Here is a 14,428-nt window from a genome sequence, read left to right as displayed (position 1 = left end):
CATAATAGCAATTTAGCCATTTACTATAATAAAGTATATTCTAACATAAAGAATCTTCTTTCAATAGACTCTTTTTCGTACAAGGAAAAGAAGGCTATCCATGCGGAAGCCTTCCCTTGCAATCAATCCAGATACCGTTCAATCACGACAGGTTGGAGCTGCCTTCCCTCCATCGCGGCTTCGATTGTCTCCTGAGTCAAGCTCATCCGTGCCACCATGGATTTCGGTTTTTGCTCCGGTGCATCTTGGCCGAATGGGATGAAATAGATATCCTTTGTGGAAATCAGCCTCATCAAATTGATACCGTTAAGCCCCAAGGCATCATTTGTTGAGATCCCAAGTACAACGGGGCGATGATTCCTCAAAGTAGCCTTTGCCGCCATCAGGACCGGGGAGTCGGTCATGGCGTTGGCGAATTTACTCATGGTATTGCCTGTAAGGGGTGAAATCACCATACAGTCCAGGGGAATCTTCGGACCGAGCGGCTCTGCTTTCACGATTGAATCAATCACTTTGTGCCCCGTCACGTCTTCAATTCTCTTGACCCAGTCCTCCCCTTTTCCGAACCGCGTGTTCGTGTTCATCATGGTTGATGATACGACTGGAAGAACATCCGCGCCTCCGTTGACCAGTTTCTCGATTTGCGGAAATACTTCATCATAGGTACAGTGCGAACCAGTCAGACCAAATCCGATTCTTTTTCCTTTAATGCTCACGTAGAACTCCCCTTTCCTTTGTTTCGATCATCCATCAGCTTGCATAGAACATTGGCCAGTATCTGACCTGCCGTCTTCGGTGCCACAATACCCGGGAGACCCGGGGCAAGGAGCGCCTTGATCCCACGCTTCTCGGCAAATCTGAAGTCGGTCCCTCCCGGTTTGGAAGCAAGGTCGATAACGAGGATATGAGAGGGCATCTTTGCAATGACCCCTGGTGTGATGATGGGAGCCGGAATGGTATTGATGCAGATATCACATTGTCCGACATGCTTTTCCAGCTGACCTAATTGGAAGGAATCCAGTCCCATCTCTGATGCCCTTGCCAAGTGCTCCGTTTTCCTGGCGCCTACTTTCACCCTGCCCCCGAGATGATGGAAGGTCCTGGCCACGCTCATCCCCACACGACCAAGCCCGAGGATGACGATATTCGAACCATGGATGGTGAAATCCGTATGTTGAATGGCCATCATGATTGTGCCTTCTACTGTCGGGATGGAATTATAGATGGCGACGTCATCCCTTTCGAACAGCTGAATAAGATCGCGTTTTGACGCATCCACGATCCCGCTTAAATAATCATTGGTGATTCCGGAGTAGATTGTGCAATGGTCAGGGGTCCTGCTTAAGATTTCTTCTGTCAACACGACTTTTTCATTTGAAAAGATGGTTTCGATCTCCCCTTGAAGATTGGTACCCGGAACCGGTAAAATGATGGCGTCCATCATGGAAAAATCAATTTCACTCATTTTCTCTTTCGTAGCCCCGGTGAATGCATGATCCAATTGTTCAAAACCGACAAGGGATATCTTCGCATCCAACTCAGTAAGTTTACGGATAATCTCCAATTGGCGAGCATCTCCACCCAGAACTGCGATGTGCATTCCGGTCAACATCAGTGCTTTCACCTACTTTTACCATAATCGCATCTTCATGAAGCCTTTCACTTCTTCAGTCTATGTATAGAGCACGTAAAGGGTGAGGAGATGCCTCTTGCATTCCTTCCTTACACTTTTGGGAGCGCGTCACAAGAAAGCAAAAAAAAACGGGCTTCCCCGTTTTTTCATTCCCTTGCCACTTCCAGTATGATCATATCCGTTCCGATGGTCCTGATCATATGCCATGGGACCAGTATTTCACCGCTTTGCTTGCGCATCCACTTGCCCATGGGAATGATCAAGGCATCGATCTGACCCGATCGATGATCAAATTCGAGATCAGTATGTCCCAGAACCCCCAATCTTTCAGCCCTTCCGTAGTCCACGATTTCCTTTCCGCTCAGTTCACTCAATCTCACTGGCTTCCCCTCCCTTTATTATTAATGTATACAACCCTCTTCACAATCAGAATCAAAAAAAAGGCCAGCATGTGCTGACCTTTTTGATTATTTTCTCATATTGGACGGCAGGTTCCCATCAGGACTGATCAATGCAGCTGCATAGTCGTCCGTGAAAATCTCATGGGTCAATTGATTCACCTTATCGATGGTGACGCCATCGATTTCATCGACGATCTCATCCAGCGTCCGGTGCTGTTTCAACAACAGTTCATTTTTCCCGTTGCGGCTCATCCGGCTGTTGGTGCTTTCAAGGCTCAGCATCAGATTTCCTTTCAACTGTTCCTTGCTGTTAAGGAGTTCCTTTTCCGTGATGCCCTCTGCCTTTAGGCTTTTCAATGTGGAGTCGATCGTATCGAACAGCTCATCAAGCTGATTGGCTCCTGTCCCTCCATAGATGGTGACCATTCCACTATCTTCATGGGAGGAGTGATAGGAGAATACTGAGTACGCCAGTCCACGCTGCTCCCTTACTTCTTGGAAGAGGCGTGAAGACATGCTGCCTCCTAGTACATTGTTCAGGATGATGAGGTTATAGATGTCGGGATGACCGATTTGAAGGCCGTTATACCCAAGGCATAAATGAGCCTGCTCCGTATCCTTCTTCCGTGCAAGTTTATTATAGAAGAATTGGGGCTGTTCACGATCGTCGCGGCCTTTTCCTCCCTCATAGGATCCGAAAAGCTTCTCCACCTCTTTGATGAAGGACTCGTCGACGTTGCCTGCAATGGACACCACTACCTGATCCGGAGTATACATATCATGCATATACTGCTTCAACTTTGCCTGGTTGAACGTATCCAGTGTTTCTTCCGTTCCGAGGATCGGATAGCCCAGTGGGTGATCTTCATATATGGCTTTACTCAAGAGATCATGCACGATGTCATCAGGTGTATCTTCGTACATTTTGATCTCTTCGTATACCACATTCTTTTCCTTTTTCAATTCCTCTTCCACATAAGTGGAATGGAAGAACATATCTGCTAGCGTATGTAAGGCGTAGCCGGCATGGTTATCGAGCACCTTCGCATAATAGCACGTGTATTCCTTTGATGTGAAGGCATTAACCTGACCGCCTATACTGTCGAATGACTCGGCGATTTCCCTTGCCGTCTTCGTTTTCGTCCCCTTGAAAAACATATGTTCAAGAAAATGTGAGATCCCGTTGTTTTCTTTTGTTTCATTGCGTGAACCTGCACCGATCCAAACCCCGATGGCAACCGATCGGACCGTCGGGATTTGTTCGAGCACAATTCGCAGTCCATTTTGGCAAGTATATTTCTTAATCAAAAAAGTTCCTCCTAGTCTTGATGTACCTGTCCTTACTATTTCCTCACTCAAGGAGAATTATCTCCTTCTTCAAGGATTCTTTCTTCTTTCATTAAACTAGAGACCGTCCCTAGTCTCAATTCCTTTTCTTTCACCTGAACGATGAGGGCGTTCAGGGCGTTTGCCGTAGACGCAGTGGGATGCATAAGGACGATTGCCCCTTTATGCATTTTTCCCATCACGCGGTCGATCAACACATCCGGACTCGGTTTTTGCCAATCAATCGTATCCACACTCCACATGATGGTCCTCATATCCATTTCATCGGCAATTTCGACCACTTCGTCCCGATAGCTCCCGCTCGGAGGGGCAAACCACTTAACCTTTTCTCCAGTGGTCACCTCGATGATATCATTCGTACGTTTCAATTCATCTCTCACCTTGGAGGTTTGCAGGGATTTCATATCAGGGTGGGAATAGGAATGATTCCCTACTTCATGACCCGCCTCGACAATCATCCTGGCAAGCTTCGGATTATTCTTTACCCACCGTCCTTCAAGGAAGAAGGTGGCGTATACCTGGTGCTTCTTGAGCGTCTCCAGCATATCAGGGATATACTCGTTACCCCAGGCAACATTGATGATAAATGCAGCCATCGGTTTCTCCGGATTCCCTCTGTACACAGGGGAAGGCGGAAGGTCCTCCAGATGCTTAGAAGGCTTCAACTGCTTCCACACAAGTTTATCATCATCAAAGGTTCCTGTCTTCTTCATTTGCTTATAGGAAGCATCAATATCCAGATCGATACCATTATAGCCGGGTGTTGCCTTCCATACCGGATCAATCATGGCATCTTGCGGCTTGATCCCCCCGGATGCCTTTTCCTCGATTTGTTGCATGAGGTTGCTCTTATTAGAAGTTGTCGTCACCGACTGGCCTTTAAGATGCGCGACATACTGATTGGTCAAAGGGTTTTGTACAGCCGCTAAAGTCAGAATAGCAATTACAGGTAGTGCTATCAAGTATTTTCTCCCCATTTGCATTCACCGTCCTCCCTATTAATAGTATGAAGGACTGGGACAAGGTAGAACGCGGGCAAAAAAAAGCCGCCTTGCGGGATGGAATCCCACCAAGACGACTTGATCAGCAACATTATGCCTGGTTTTGCTCTTCTTTTTCACGCTGTTCTTTAAGGACGGCCTTCCTTGATAGGTTGACACGGCCTTGATTATCGATATCCAACACCTTCACAAGAAGCTGATCACCGACAGCGACAACGTCTTCCGTTTTACGGACGCGCTCTTCAGCAAGCTCTGAAATGTGTACGAGTCCATCTTTTCCTGCGAAGATTTCGACGAACGCTCCGAACTTCTCTACGCGCTTGACTTTCCCAAGATACATTTGGCCAGGCTCGACTTCCCTGACAATATCTTCGATCGTCTTTTTCGCTTTTTTGTTGCTCTCTTCATCAGTGGACGAAATGAAGATGGTTCCATCCTGCTCGATGTCGATCTTCACGCCTGTCTCATCGATGATCTTATTGATTTGTTTACCGCTTGGCCCGATGACGTCGCGGATCTTATCCGGATTGATGTGCATCGTAAGGATCTTAGGAGCATAGGCGGATAGGGACGTCCTTGATTCTGAGATCGTTGCAAGCATGCTGTCCAAGATCTGCATACGGCCTTTTTTCGCTTGTTGGAGTGCTTCCTCAAGGATTTCCCTTGAAAGTCCATCGATTTTGATGTCCATTTGCAGGGCAGTAACCCCTTTGGATGTACCTGCCACCTTGAAGTCCATGTCTCCAAGATGATCCTCCATGCCCTGGATATCGGTCAGGATGGAATAATGTTCGCCTGATTTGATCAGACCCATTGCAATACCTGCAACCGGTGCCTTGATCGGAACACCCGCATCCATCATCGCCAGGGTGCTTGCACAGATACTTGCCTGGGATGTGGATCCGTTGGATTCAAGTACTTCGGATACAAGACGGATTGTATATGGGAAGTCGGATTCATCCGGGATGATCGGATCAAGAGCTCTTTCTCCGAGCGCTCCGTGTCCGATTTCACGACGGCCAGGGCCACGGATCGGACCAGTTTCTCCCACACTGAATTGAGGGAAGTTATAGTGATGCATGAATCGCTTGGATTCTTCGATACCCAGACCATCAAGGACCTGAACGTCACCAAGTGCACCAAGCGTACAGATGCTGAGGGCCTGGGTTTGTCCACGTGTGAACAAGCCTGAACCATGCGTTCTAGGAAGAAGGCCGACTTCAGAGGAAAGGGGACGGATTTCATCCACTCCACGCCCATCAGGACGGACTTTATCTTCCGTGATCAAACGGCGCACTTCGTTTTTCACAAGTTTGTCCAATACCTTTTTGACCTGTTTCAACGTAGCGTCATCTGCTTCTTTTTCTTCGTAAACAGAGATGACTTTATTTTTCACTTCTTTGATTGCTTCTTCACGTGCGTGTTTTTCCTGGACCTGGATCGCCGGGATCAATTCGCTCTCACATAGGGAGCGCACTTCCGTTTCGATGACTTCATCCAGTTCGAACAGTTTGATCTCAAGTTTTTCTTTACCCATCTTTGCGATGATTTCTTCCTGGAAGGCAATCAGCTTTTTGATCTCTTCATGCCCGAACATGATCGCCTCAAGCATCGTCTCTTCAGGAACTTCATCTGCCCCTGCCTCAACCATGTTGATGGCGTCCTTCGTACCAGCTACAGAAAGGTGGATTTCACTCTTCTCAAGCTGCGCGACTGTCGGATTGATCATGAATTCTCCATCGATCAGCCCAACGACGACTCCTGCGATCGGTCCTTCGAACGGGATATCCGATACAGAAAGCGCCAAAGAAGACCCGAACATAGCAGCCATTTCGGATGAGCAGTCCTGATCGACACTCATGACCATGGAGATGACTTGGACTTCATTACGGAAACCATCGGCAAATAGCGGTCGGATCGGTCTATCGATCAGTCGGCTGGCAAGGATGGCTCTCTCACTCGGGCGTCCTTCACGTTTGATGAAGCCTCCAGGGATTTTACCTACTGCATATAGTCTTTCTTCATAGTTAACTGTCAAAGGGAAGAAATCAAGTGGTTTCGGTTCCTTTGACGCTGTAGCACTGCTCAGGACAGCGGTATCTCCATATCTTATCAGTGCAGCACCATTGGCTTGCTTGGCAAGCTGGCCGACTTCGACGGTCAATTCACGTCCGGCCCAATCAATGGAAAATGTTTGTTTGGTCTGTTCCATCTTTTGTACCCCTCTCTTTATATATCACTTAAAGGCATAGATGACGCATGCCTGTATGATTGTTACGAACATTTTTTATAAAAAGGAGCCTCGTCACCTCAGGTACGGATCAGGCGGAAGGCTTACCTCGTTCATCCTATTATGTATTGTAGACAAAATCGATTGCTTTCTTTCATGATGAATGGATAGGATTATGAAAACTAAAGAAAAAGCGGGAAAAATTCCCGCTTCCTTTTGTCTGATTATCGACGTAAACCAAGTTTTGTGATTAACTCACGGTAGCGTTGTACATCTTTCTTACGTAGGTAAGATAGAAGATTACGACGGTGACCTACCATTTTAAGAAGACCGCGACGAGAGTGGTGGTCCTTCTTGTGAACGCGCAAGTGATCGTTCAGGTTGTTAATTTCTTCTGTTAGGACAGCAATTTGAACTTCTGGAGATCCAGTATCGTTCTCATGTGTTTTGTACTCACTGATTAGTTCGTTTTTACGCTCTTTAGTGATAGCCATCCTTTTCACCTCCATTCATTTCTTTCAAATCCCCTGTTACCCAGCAGTCGTTGGTGAATCGATGTGCCAAGCAAAGGTTCATTTCATACGCTTTTAAGAATACTACTATTCCAGTCAAAAATCAAGGGCAATCTCAAATTCCTTTAAAATAAGCAATGGCTGAGTCCTTATCTTTCTGGATCTGGGCGATCAGTTCTTCTATTCCATTGAACTTCTTCTCATCCCTGATCCACTTATGCCACTGAAGATAAATTTCTTCCCCGTATATGGAAGAGTCGAAATCGAACACATGGGTTTCAATCGAAAGACTGTATTCATCGGGATTTTTAAACGTCGGTTTGTACCCTATGTTGCATACTCCGTCATACCACCGGCCTTTGATCTTCATCTTGACGGCATACACGCCCACCTTTGGTGTAAGATAGTCATCGGCCAGGTCGATATTTGCCGTGGGGAACCCGATCTTCCGTCCCCTCTTCTCCCCGTGGACGACCATTCCCCTCATCGTATAGGGCCTTCCAAGGAGTTTATTCACTTCAGCGATGGCTCCTTCATCAAGGGAGTGGCGGATCAAGGTCGAGCTTACCTTCGTATCGGATTCAGTCAGCTTATTCACTACCGTAGAACCGAAATGATCCCGGGAATGGAATGGCAGGCTGTCCATCGATCCCTTGCCGAGGCGGCCGTAGGAATAATCGAATCCGGCCACTACGTGGATGGCATTCATCCCGATCAGATACAGGTCCACGAATTCCTGCGGGGTGAGATCGGCGAACTCGGATGTGAACCGGACCACAAACAGATAGTCCACGCCCAACCCCTTGATCTGCTCAATCTTGTCTTCCATCGGAGTAATGTATTTTATATGCTTCCGTTTATGTCCAAGGACCACGGAGGGATGGGGATCGAACGTCATGACTGCACTTGAGGCCCCAAGCTCCCCTGCTTTCTCGACGGCAGTGGTGATGACCTGTCGATGCCCCCGGTGAACCCCATCGAAATAACCGAGTGCCACTACGAGCGGCGGAAGGTCCAGTCCATCGAACGATGGGGGATGATGTAGCGTTATCACTTTCACAGCAGTTCACCTTTTTCATTAGTCATTGAACAGGACTTTGACAGGCTTGATGATCCCACCCTTTGACGGATGACGCTGATAGATGGCGATCGCCTTTCCTTCATGCACCATCATCACCTGTTCCTCTTGCGGCCATTCAGCCGGTTCTTCCAAGCGTGCCCCGTTCTTTACTTTCAATGCTAATGTATCATTTATCACCCATTTCGGCAAATGAGAAAGCCCGAATTCGAGAGGGATCAACAGCTCTTCCGGTTGGCTAGTTTTCAGCGCTTCTTCTACCTGGGCAAGACTCAGGCAGTCCTCTTTGACGAAGGATGCCGATCTTGTACGGGTTAGGGATGACATATGTGATGGGTAGCCAAGCCGTTGCCCGATTTCGACGGCAAGCGTACGTACATAGGTCCCTTTTGAACACCCTACCTTGAACGTGAACGATGGTTGTTCTCCTTCGAGGGTTTCCCATTCTCCGATGATCTCGAAGTGGTGGATCGTCACTTCACGTGATGGTCTGTCCACTTCGATCCCCTGCCTGGCATACTCGTAGAGACGCTTGCCGTTTACCTTGATCGCCGAGAACATGGGAGGCGTCTGTCGGATGACCCCGGTCATGGCGCCAAGGACCTCTTCCACTTCCCTTCGGGTGATGCTCCTTTCCACAGGGGCTTCCTCCACCTTTTCACCCGTCGCATCCTCGGTTGTCGTAGAGAGGCCAAGGGTCACTTCACCCACATATTCCTTGCCGGAATCCGTGATATATTCTGCAACCTTGGTCGCCCTTCCGATGCAAATGGGGAGGACGCCTTCGACTTCGGGATCGAGCGTACCTGTATGCCCCACCTTTTTCGTGCGCAGCAGCTTCCTCAGCTTGAACACGCAATCATGCGACGTCATTCCCCGTTCCTTCCATAGAGGCAAGATGCCATTCATGTTCCTTCACTCCTTCATAGGGAAAATGAAAGGGCTGATCCGATTTGGATCAGCCCCATGCATTACTTATCGGTATTCGTTGAATCTCCTGGTTCGTCCTGAACGCTTTTCAACAGGGATTCGATATGATTGCCGTAGTCGATCGATTCGTCGAACTCAAAAATGATCTCTGGCGTCTTGCGGAGCCGGATCCTTTGTCCCACTTCGGAACGGATGAAGCCTTTCGCTTTGGCAAGACCTTTTAAGGTATCTTCCCTTTGAGCTTCACCACCAAGGACGGTAATATACACTTTGGCCTGCTGAAGGTCCCCGGTTACCTGAACATCCGTGACCGTCACAAACCCTATGCGCGGATCTTTGATCTTGCGCCCGATGATATCACCCAGCTCTTTTTTCATTTGTTCGCCAACTCGATTAGCACGATGGCTCATACTATCACCTCAAAAACGAATTATGATGAATCACTGGTGCTACAGTGATTCGATTGTTGTAAGCAGTCTCTCCCACTCAGGGAAGGAATCGACAAAGGCAAGCGCCCTGTCCACTTCCTTTTGACTGGCCGCTTTCGTGGAAGCCACAGAGACGATGGCAAGGGACGTCCGCTGCCATGCATCCTGATGCCCCACTTCAGCAACTGAGACATTATACTTTTGCTTGAGCCTGGTCATGATCCGCTGCAGGACCGCCCGTTTTTCCTTGAGCGACCCTGATTGATGGATCATGCATTCGAATTCGGCGCAGGTGATCATGAACGGGAGATTTCCTCCATGACGAAGGCTTCGATGACGTCGCCTTCTTTTACATCATTGAAGTTTTTGATGGTAATCCCACACTCATATCCACGAGCTACTTCCTTCGCATCATCTTTGAAACGCTTGAGTGCATCAAGCTCCCCTTCGAAGATGACAATTCCATCACGGATTAGACGCACGCCGCTATCACGGGAAATCTTCCCTTCTGTTACATAGCTTCCTGCAATTGTACCCACTTTGGATACTTTGAAGGTTTGACGCACTTCTGCCTGACCGATGATTTTCTCTTCAAATTCAGGATCAAGCATCCCTTTCATGGCTGCTTCGATCTCTTCCATCACTTTGTAGATGATACGGTGAAGACGAATTTCAACACCCTCTGCTTCAGCCGTACGTTTAGCATTCACATCCGGACGGACGTTGAATCCGATCACGATGGCGTTGGAAGCTGAGGCAAGTGTGATATCAGACTCATTGATGGCCCCTACACCGGTATGGATGATGCGGATATTGACACCTTCCACCTCGATTTTAAGTAGGGATGCAGCAAGTGCTTCAACAGAACCTTGAACATCTGCTTTAAGAACAAGGTTCAGGTCTTTCATTTCCCCTTGTTTCATTTGTTCAAACAGAGTTTCTAGGCTGACTTTGGATTTTTCGCCACGCTGTGCCTGAAGGGCCTGTGTAGCACGTGCCTCACCAACAGAACGAGCCGTTTTTTCGTCTTCGAATACGACGAAGCGGTCTCCTGCTTGAGGTACATCGTTCAGACCAGTGATTTCAACAGGCGCAGATGGACCGGCATCCTTCACACGGCGTCCGAGATCATTGACCATGGCACGAACGCGGCCATACGTGTTACCTACCACGATAGGGTCCCCGACTTTGAGCGTTCCATTCTGTACGAGGAGTGTCGCGACGGAGCCACGTCCTTTATCAAGCTGTGCTTCGATGACCGTACCCAGTGCAAGACGTTTTGGATTCGCTTTTAGCTCCTCTACCTCAGTCACAAGGATGATCATTTCAAGAAGGTTGTCGATCCCTTCTCCAGATAGGGCGGATAATGGAACGAAGATCGTATCCCCACCCCACGCTTCCGGAACCAGCTCATACTCTGTAAGTTCCTGCATGACACGGTCAGGATTGGCAGCTTCTTTATCCATTTTGTTCACGGCAATGATAATTGGAACTTCAGCGGCTTTCGCATGGTTGATCGCTTCGACCGTCTGTGGCATTACACCGTCGTCTGCAGCTACTACGATGATCGCGATATCAGTCACTTTCGCACCACGTGCACGCATTGTAGTGAAGGCTGCGTGTCCAGGGGTATCAAGGAATGTGATTTTCTTGCCTTCCACTTCCACTTGATAAGCACCGATATGCTGCGTGATTCCTCCTGCTTCTCCTGCCGTCACTTTCGTATTACGGATGGAATCAAGCAATGTCGTTTTCCCGTGGTCAACGTGTCCCATGATGGTCACGACGGAAGGACGTTCCTGTACCTGCTCTGCATCATCTTCTGTGAAGTAGACTTCAAGATCCGTTGCATCGATCCTGATTTCCTCTTCGACTTCCACTCCGTACTCACCGGCGATCAATTCGATGGAATCTTTGTCAAGTTCCTGATTGATCGTAGCCATGACTCCGAGCATGAAGAGTTTTTTGATGATTTCAGAAGGCTCTTTATAAAGCTTTTTCGCAAGCTCTGCTACCGTCAAGGAATCCGTGAAGGTAATTTTGGCTGGAAGCTCTTTTTTCTTCACAGGTTGTTGCTGTGGAGCAGGCTTTGTGTTGCGATTCTGTTTATTTCGGTTGTTATTATTCTTGTTATTGCGGTTAAAGTTGTTCGGACCTTTTTTATTGTTGTTGTTGCCGCGATTCTGTGGTCCTTTGTTGTTTTTCTGAGCCGCCGGAGCAGGTTTTTTGCTGTCGCCTTGGCCAGACTGTGCTGCAGGTTTTTGATCTTTGCTCCCTGCTGCGGGCTTTTTGCCTTCGTATGTTTTATCCAATTTTTTGATTGTACCGTCTTCTAAAGTTGCCATATGATTTGATACCTCAATATTCAATTCCTTTAATTTGTCGATCACATTTTTACTTGAAACATTATGTTTTTTCGCATATTCATATACACGGATCTTGCTCATATGTTCACCCCCACTGAGATTCATCGAGCATTTCGGAAAGCTTGCCGGCAAACCCCGCTTCCATGACGGCGACGACCACCCTTTGATCCTTCCCTATGGCCTGGCCAAGAAGGGATCGATCCGGGGCGAACCGGACCGGGACCTTATAATGGGTGCATTTATCCGTCACTTTCTTACGGGTGTTTTCGGAAGCATCCCGGGCCAGGATCACAAGCTTCGTCCGACCCTTGCGGACTTCCCTGATCACCAGTTCTTCACCGGATACGGTCTTACGTGCCCGATTGGCCAATCCTAAAAGGGACATCCAACGATTCTGCTCCATACGCTAAATGTTACTCCTTTTCTACAAGACGTATCAACTCATCATACAATGAATCATCTATCTTCGCTTGAAGTTGATTGGCTAACGTATTCTTCTTTTTCGCTTGTAAAATGATGTCCCGATCTTTAGAAAGATAGGCGCCGCGCCCGGACTTCTTACCGGTCGGGTCCACGGACACCTCCCCCTCTTTCGATCGGACGATTCGGATCATGTCTTTCTTCGGTTTCATTTCACCGGTCGCTACGCATTTGCGGAGCGGGATTTTCTTATTGGTACTCATGTGTCCACCTCTTAATCTTGATCGTTGAAATCAATATTCAAAGGCTCATCCGCGTCGTACTCTTCTTCTTCTGGAAGGAAGGATTCCTCGCGGGGATAGAGACCAAGTTCCCTGGCATCTGTTTCACTTTTGATATCAATTTTCCAGTTTGTGAGCTTGGCGGCAAGACGGGCATTTTGACCGCGCTTCCCGATGGCAAGGGAAAGTTGGTAATCCGGCACGATGACGCGTGTGGACTTCTCTTCCTCATTCACCTGTACATCAAGTACCTTGGAAGGGCTCAATGCGTTCGCAACGAATGTGACAGGATCTTCGGACCATTGCACGATATCGATCTTTTCCCCTTTGAGTTCGTTGACGATTGCCTGAACCCTGGCACCCTTGGTTCCGACACAGGCACCGACGGGATCGATTTCACCATTATCTGCGTGAACGGAGATCTTGGAGCGATCTCCGGCTTCGCGTGCAACAGATTTGATTTCGACCGTACCATCGAAGATTTCAGGCACTTCGATTTCGAAGAGGCGCTTCAACAGACCTGGATGAGTACGGGAAACAAAGATCTGAGGTCCCTTGGTCGTCTTCTCGACTTTGGTGATGAAGACCTTGATGCGGTCATGGGGCTTGTAAGTCTCATTCGGCATCTGTTCGCTTACAGGAAGCAATGCTTCGATTTTACCTAGAGCCACATAGATGAAGCGGTTATCCTGACGCTGGACGATGCCTGTCATGATATCCTCTTCACGATCTACGAACTCAGAGTAGATGATGCCGCGTTCCGCCTCGCGTACACGCTGTGTGACGACCTGCTTGGCCGTCTGGGCTGCGATCCGTCCGAAGTCCTTCGGAGTGACCTCAAGCTCCACCACATCGCCTACTTCATAGCTTGGATTGATGTCTGTTGCATCCGGCACGGAAATCTCAAGACGGGAATCGAATACTTCATCCACGACTTCCTTGCGGGCGAAGACCCTCATGGTACCTGTGTCCAGGTTCAAGTCCACCCTTACATTCTGTGCCTGATTGAAATTCCGTTTATAGGCCGATACAAGAGCGGCTTCGATCGCTTCGATGATCACATCTCTCGCAATGCCTTTTTCTTTCTCTAATACAGTTAGAGCATCTAATAACTGCGTGCTCATGACGGTTTTATCCCCCTTTATTTTGCGGTTGTTCAGTTAGGAAAAGGTTACGGCAAGTCTTGCAGCCGCGACTTTATCCATCGGTATTTCAACCTTCTTTTTACGCGTTTTGATCGTCAGTTCAAGTTCTAGCTTCTCGGGCGTATATGATAACAGCAAACCTTCGAATGCTTTTTCTCCATCCATCGGTTCATATAGTTTCACGTATACATTCTTTCCGATGGACTTCTCAAAGTCCTTCTCTTTTTTGAGAGGGCGCTCTGCTCCCGGTGAGGAGACCTCCAGGAAATAATTGTGCTGGATCGGGTCGAGCTCATCCAGCTTCTCGCTGAGGCGTTCGCTGACGATTCCGCATTCCTCGATATCAACACCGCTGTCCTTATCGATAAAAATGCGAAGGAACCAGTTTGATCCCTCTTTCACGTACTCCATATCGATCAGTTCTAGTGAAAGATCATCCAATATGGGTGTGACAAGTTCTTCTACAAGTGTTGTAATTTTACTCATACTTACCTCCTGGTCTATATGAAAAATCTTGCACCAAGACTATAAAAGATAGAAAAAATCTCCAAGTAATAACGAAAGAGTGGGGTGCGACCCCACTCTTCGACGTTAGAGCTATCCTTAGTATTTCCAATAAAAATATACCATAACCGATATTTTTATGCAAATAAATT

Annotated in this window: 16 protein-coding genes; all 16 read right to left on the bottom strand. The window is 47.9% G+C overall.

Annotated elements, in window-relative coordinates; translation table 11 throughout:
• Nucleotides 1–122: 122 nt before the first annotated feature.
• The 16 genes from ABJ225_RS02880 to rimP all read right to left on the bottom strand — a co-directional run bounded on the left by ABJ225_RS02880 (nucleotide 123) and on the right by rimP (nucleotide 14,258).
• Nucleotides 123–716, bottom strand: coding sequence for a dipicolinate synthase subunit B (locus tag ABJ225_RS02880; RefSeq protein WP_048004004.1), 594 nt, complete (start codon nucleotides 714–716; stop codon nucleotides 123–125).
• Nucleotides 713–1,612, bottom strand: a complete 900-nt coding sequence (gene dpaA / locus ABJ225_RS02875; RefSeq protein WP_238284409.1) for a dipicolinic acid synthetase subunit A — start codon at nucleotides 1,610–1,612, stop codon at nucleotides 713–715. Before dpaA ends, ABJ225_RS02880 begins: the two co-directional genes overlap by 4 nt.
• A gap of 167 nt (nucleotides 1,613–1,779) precedes the next feature.
• A complete protein-coding gene (locus tag ABJ225_RS02870) occupies nucleotides 1,780–2,013 on the bottom strand; it encodes a YlmC/YmxH family sporulation protein (RefSeq protein ID WP_347318322.1) in 234 nt (77 codons plus the stop codon).
• An 87-nt stretch (nucleotides 2,014–2,100) separates the two neighbouring features.
• Nucleotides 2,101–3,342 carry a M16 family metallopeptidase gene (locus ABJ225_RS02865; protein ID WP_347318320.1) on the bottom strand — a complete coding sequence of 414 codons (1,242 nt, stop codon included), beginning with the start codon at nucleotides 3,340–3,342 and terminating at the stop codon, nucleotides 2,101–2,103.
• Between the two features lie 47 nt (nucleotides 3,343–3,389).
• The gene (locus ABJ225_RS02860) at nucleotides 3,390–4,358 is read right to left on the bottom strand and encodes a polysaccharide deacetylase family protein (protein ID WP_056538581.1); all 969 of its coding nucleotides are present in this window, start codon (nucleotides 4,356–4,358) and stop codon (nucleotides 3,390–3,392) included.
• A 115-nt stretch (nucleotides 4,359–4,473) separates the two neighbouring features.
• A complete protein-coding gene (gene pnp / locus ABJ225_RS02855; protein ID WP_056537091.1) occupies nucleotides 4,474–6,594 on the bottom strand; it encodes a polyribonucleotide nucleotidyltransferase in 2,121 nt (706 codons plus the stop codon).
• A 242-nt stretch (nucleotides 6,595–6,836) separates the two neighbouring features.
• Nucleotides 6,837–7,106 (bottom strand): 30S ribosomal protein S15, encoded by a 270-nt coding sequence (rpsO, locus tag ABJ225_RS02850; RefSeq protein ID WP_053427258.1) that lies wholly within the window; start codon nucleotides 7,104–7,106, stop codon nucleotides 6,837–6,839.
• A gap of 133 nt (nucleotides 7,107–7,239) precedes the next feature.
• A complete protein-coding gene (gene ribF, locus ABJ225_RS02845; RefSeq protein ID WP_218245905.1) occupies nucleotides 7,240–8,184 on the bottom strand; it encodes a bifunctional riboflavin kinase/FAD synthetase in 945 nt (314 codons plus the stop codon).
• Nucleotides 8,185–8,202: 18 nt separating this feature from the next.
• The gene (gene truB, locus ABJ225_RS02840; protein ID WP_218245904.1) at nucleotides 8,203–9,111 is read right to left on the bottom strand and encodes a tRNA pseudouridine(55) synthase TruB; all 909 of its coding nucleotides are present in this window, start codon (nucleotides 9,109–9,111) and stop codon (nucleotides 8,203–8,205) included.
• 62 nt (nucleotides 9,112–9,173) lie between these two features.
• Nucleotides 9,174–9,542: a 30S ribosome-binding factor RbfA gene (gene rbfA / locus ABJ225_RS02835; protein ID WP_048004012.1), complete on the bottom strand. Its 369-nt coding sequence runs from the start codon at nucleotides 9,540–9,542 to the stop codon at nucleotides 9,174–9,176.
• 39 nt (nucleotides 9,543–9,581) lie between these two features.
• Nucleotides 9,582–9,860 (bottom strand): DUF503 domain-containing protein, encoded by a 279-nt coding sequence (locus tag ABJ225_RS02830; protein WP_347318317.1) that lies wholly within the window; start codon nucleotides 9,858–9,860, stop codon nucleotides 9,582–9,584.
• On the bottom strand, nucleotides 9,857–12,007 hold the full coding sequence (gene infB, locus ABJ225_RS02825; protein ID WP_056537101.1) for a translation initiation factor IF-2: 2,151 nt from the start codon (nucleotides 12,005–12,007) through the stop codon (nucleotides 9,857–9,859). The genes ABJ225_RS02830 and infB overlap by 4 nt, the downstream gene beginning before the upstream one ends.
• Nucleotides 12,008–12,011: 4 nt before the next feature.
• Nucleotides 12,012–12,329, bottom strand: coding sequence for a YlxQ family RNA-binding protein (locus ABJ225_RS02820; RefSeq protein ID WP_347318315.1), 318 nt, complete (start codon nucleotides 12,327–12,329; stop codon nucleotides 12,012–12,014).
• A 10-nt stretch (nucleotides 12,330–12,339) separates the two neighbouring features.
• Nucleotides 12,340–12,609, bottom strand: coding sequence for an RNase P modulator RnpM (gene rnpM / locus ABJ225_RS02815; RefSeq protein WP_053427264.1), 270 nt, complete (start codon nucleotides 12,607–12,609; stop codon nucleotides 12,340–12,342).
• 11 nt (nucleotides 12,610–12,620) lie between these two features.
• Nucleotides 12,621–13,751: a transcription termination factor NusA gene (nusA, locus tag ABJ225_RS02810; protein ID WP_053427265.1), complete on the bottom strand. Its 1,131-nt coding sequence runs from the start codon at nucleotides 13,749–13,751 to the stop codon at nucleotides 12,621–12,623.
• A gap of 36 nt (nucleotides 13,752–13,787) precedes the next feature.
• Nucleotides 13,788–14,258 (bottom strand): ribosome maturation factor RimP, encoded by a 471-nt coding sequence (rimP, locus tag ABJ225_RS02805; RefSeq protein WP_048004018.1) that lies wholly within the window; start codon nucleotides 14,256–14,258, stop codon nucleotides 13,788–13,790.
• Between the last annotated feature and the right edge of the window lie 170 nt (nucleotides 14,259–14,428).

The organism is Rossellomorea sp. RS05 (assembly GCF_039822645.1).
Classification (GTDB): Bacteria; Bacillota; Bacilli; order Bacillales; family Bacillaceae_B; genus Rossellomorea; species Rossellomorea marisflavi_B.
The sequence above is the reverse complement of the archived record's forward strand: the minus strand, read 5'-3'. Positions and strand labels throughout refer to the sequence as shown.

Excerpts from the sequence above, each read along its gene's own strand:
- rimP (WP_048004018.1), bottom strand. The coding sequence starts at position 14,258 with ATGAGTAAAATTACAACACTTGTAGAAGAACTTGTCACACCCATATTG.
- nusA (WP_053427265.1), bottom strand. The coding sequence starts at position 13,751 with ATGAGCACGCAGTTATTAGATGCTCTAACTGTATTAGAGAAAGAAAAA.
- rbfA (WP_048004012.1), bottom strand. The coding sequence starts at position 9,542 with ATGAGCCATCGTGCTAATCGAGTTGGCGAACAAATGAAAAAAGAGCTG.
- infB (WP_056537101.1), bottom strand. The coding sequence starts at position 12,007 with ATGAGCAAGATCCGTGTATATGAATATGCGAAAAAACATAATGTTTCA.
- dpaA (WP_238284409.1), bottom strand. The coding sequence starts at position 1,612 with ATGTTGACCGGAATGCACATCGCAGTTCTGGGTGGAGATGCTCGCCAA.
- ABJ225_RS02820 (WP_347318315.1), bottom strand. The coding sequence starts at position 12,329 with ATGGAGCAGAATCGTTGGATGTCCCTTTTAGGATTGGCCAATCGGGCA.
- truB (WP_218245904.1), bottom strand. The coding sequence starts at position 9,111 with ATGAATGGCATCTTGCCTCTATGGAAGGAACGGGGAATGACGTCGCAT.
- pnp (WP_056537091.1), bottom strand. The coding sequence starts at position 6,594 with ATGGAACAGACCAAACAAACATTTTCCATTGATTGGGCCGGACGTGAA.
- ABJ225_RS02830 (WP_347318317.1), bottom strand. The coding sequence starts at position 9,860 with ATGATCACCTGCGCCGAATTCGAATGCATGATCCATCAATCAGGGTCG.
- rnpM (WP_053427264.1), bottom strand. The coding sequence starts at position 12,609 with ATGAGTACCAATAAGAAAATCCCGCTCCGCAAATGCGTAGCGACCGGT.
- rpsO (WP_053427258.1), bottom strand. The coding sequence starts at position 7,106 with ATGGCTATCACTAAAGAGCGTAAAAACGAACTAATCAGTGAGTACAAA.
- ABJ225_RS02860 (WP_056538581.1), bottom strand. The coding sequence starts at position 4,358 with ATGGGGAGAAAATACTTGATAGCACTACCTGTAATTGCTATTCTGACT.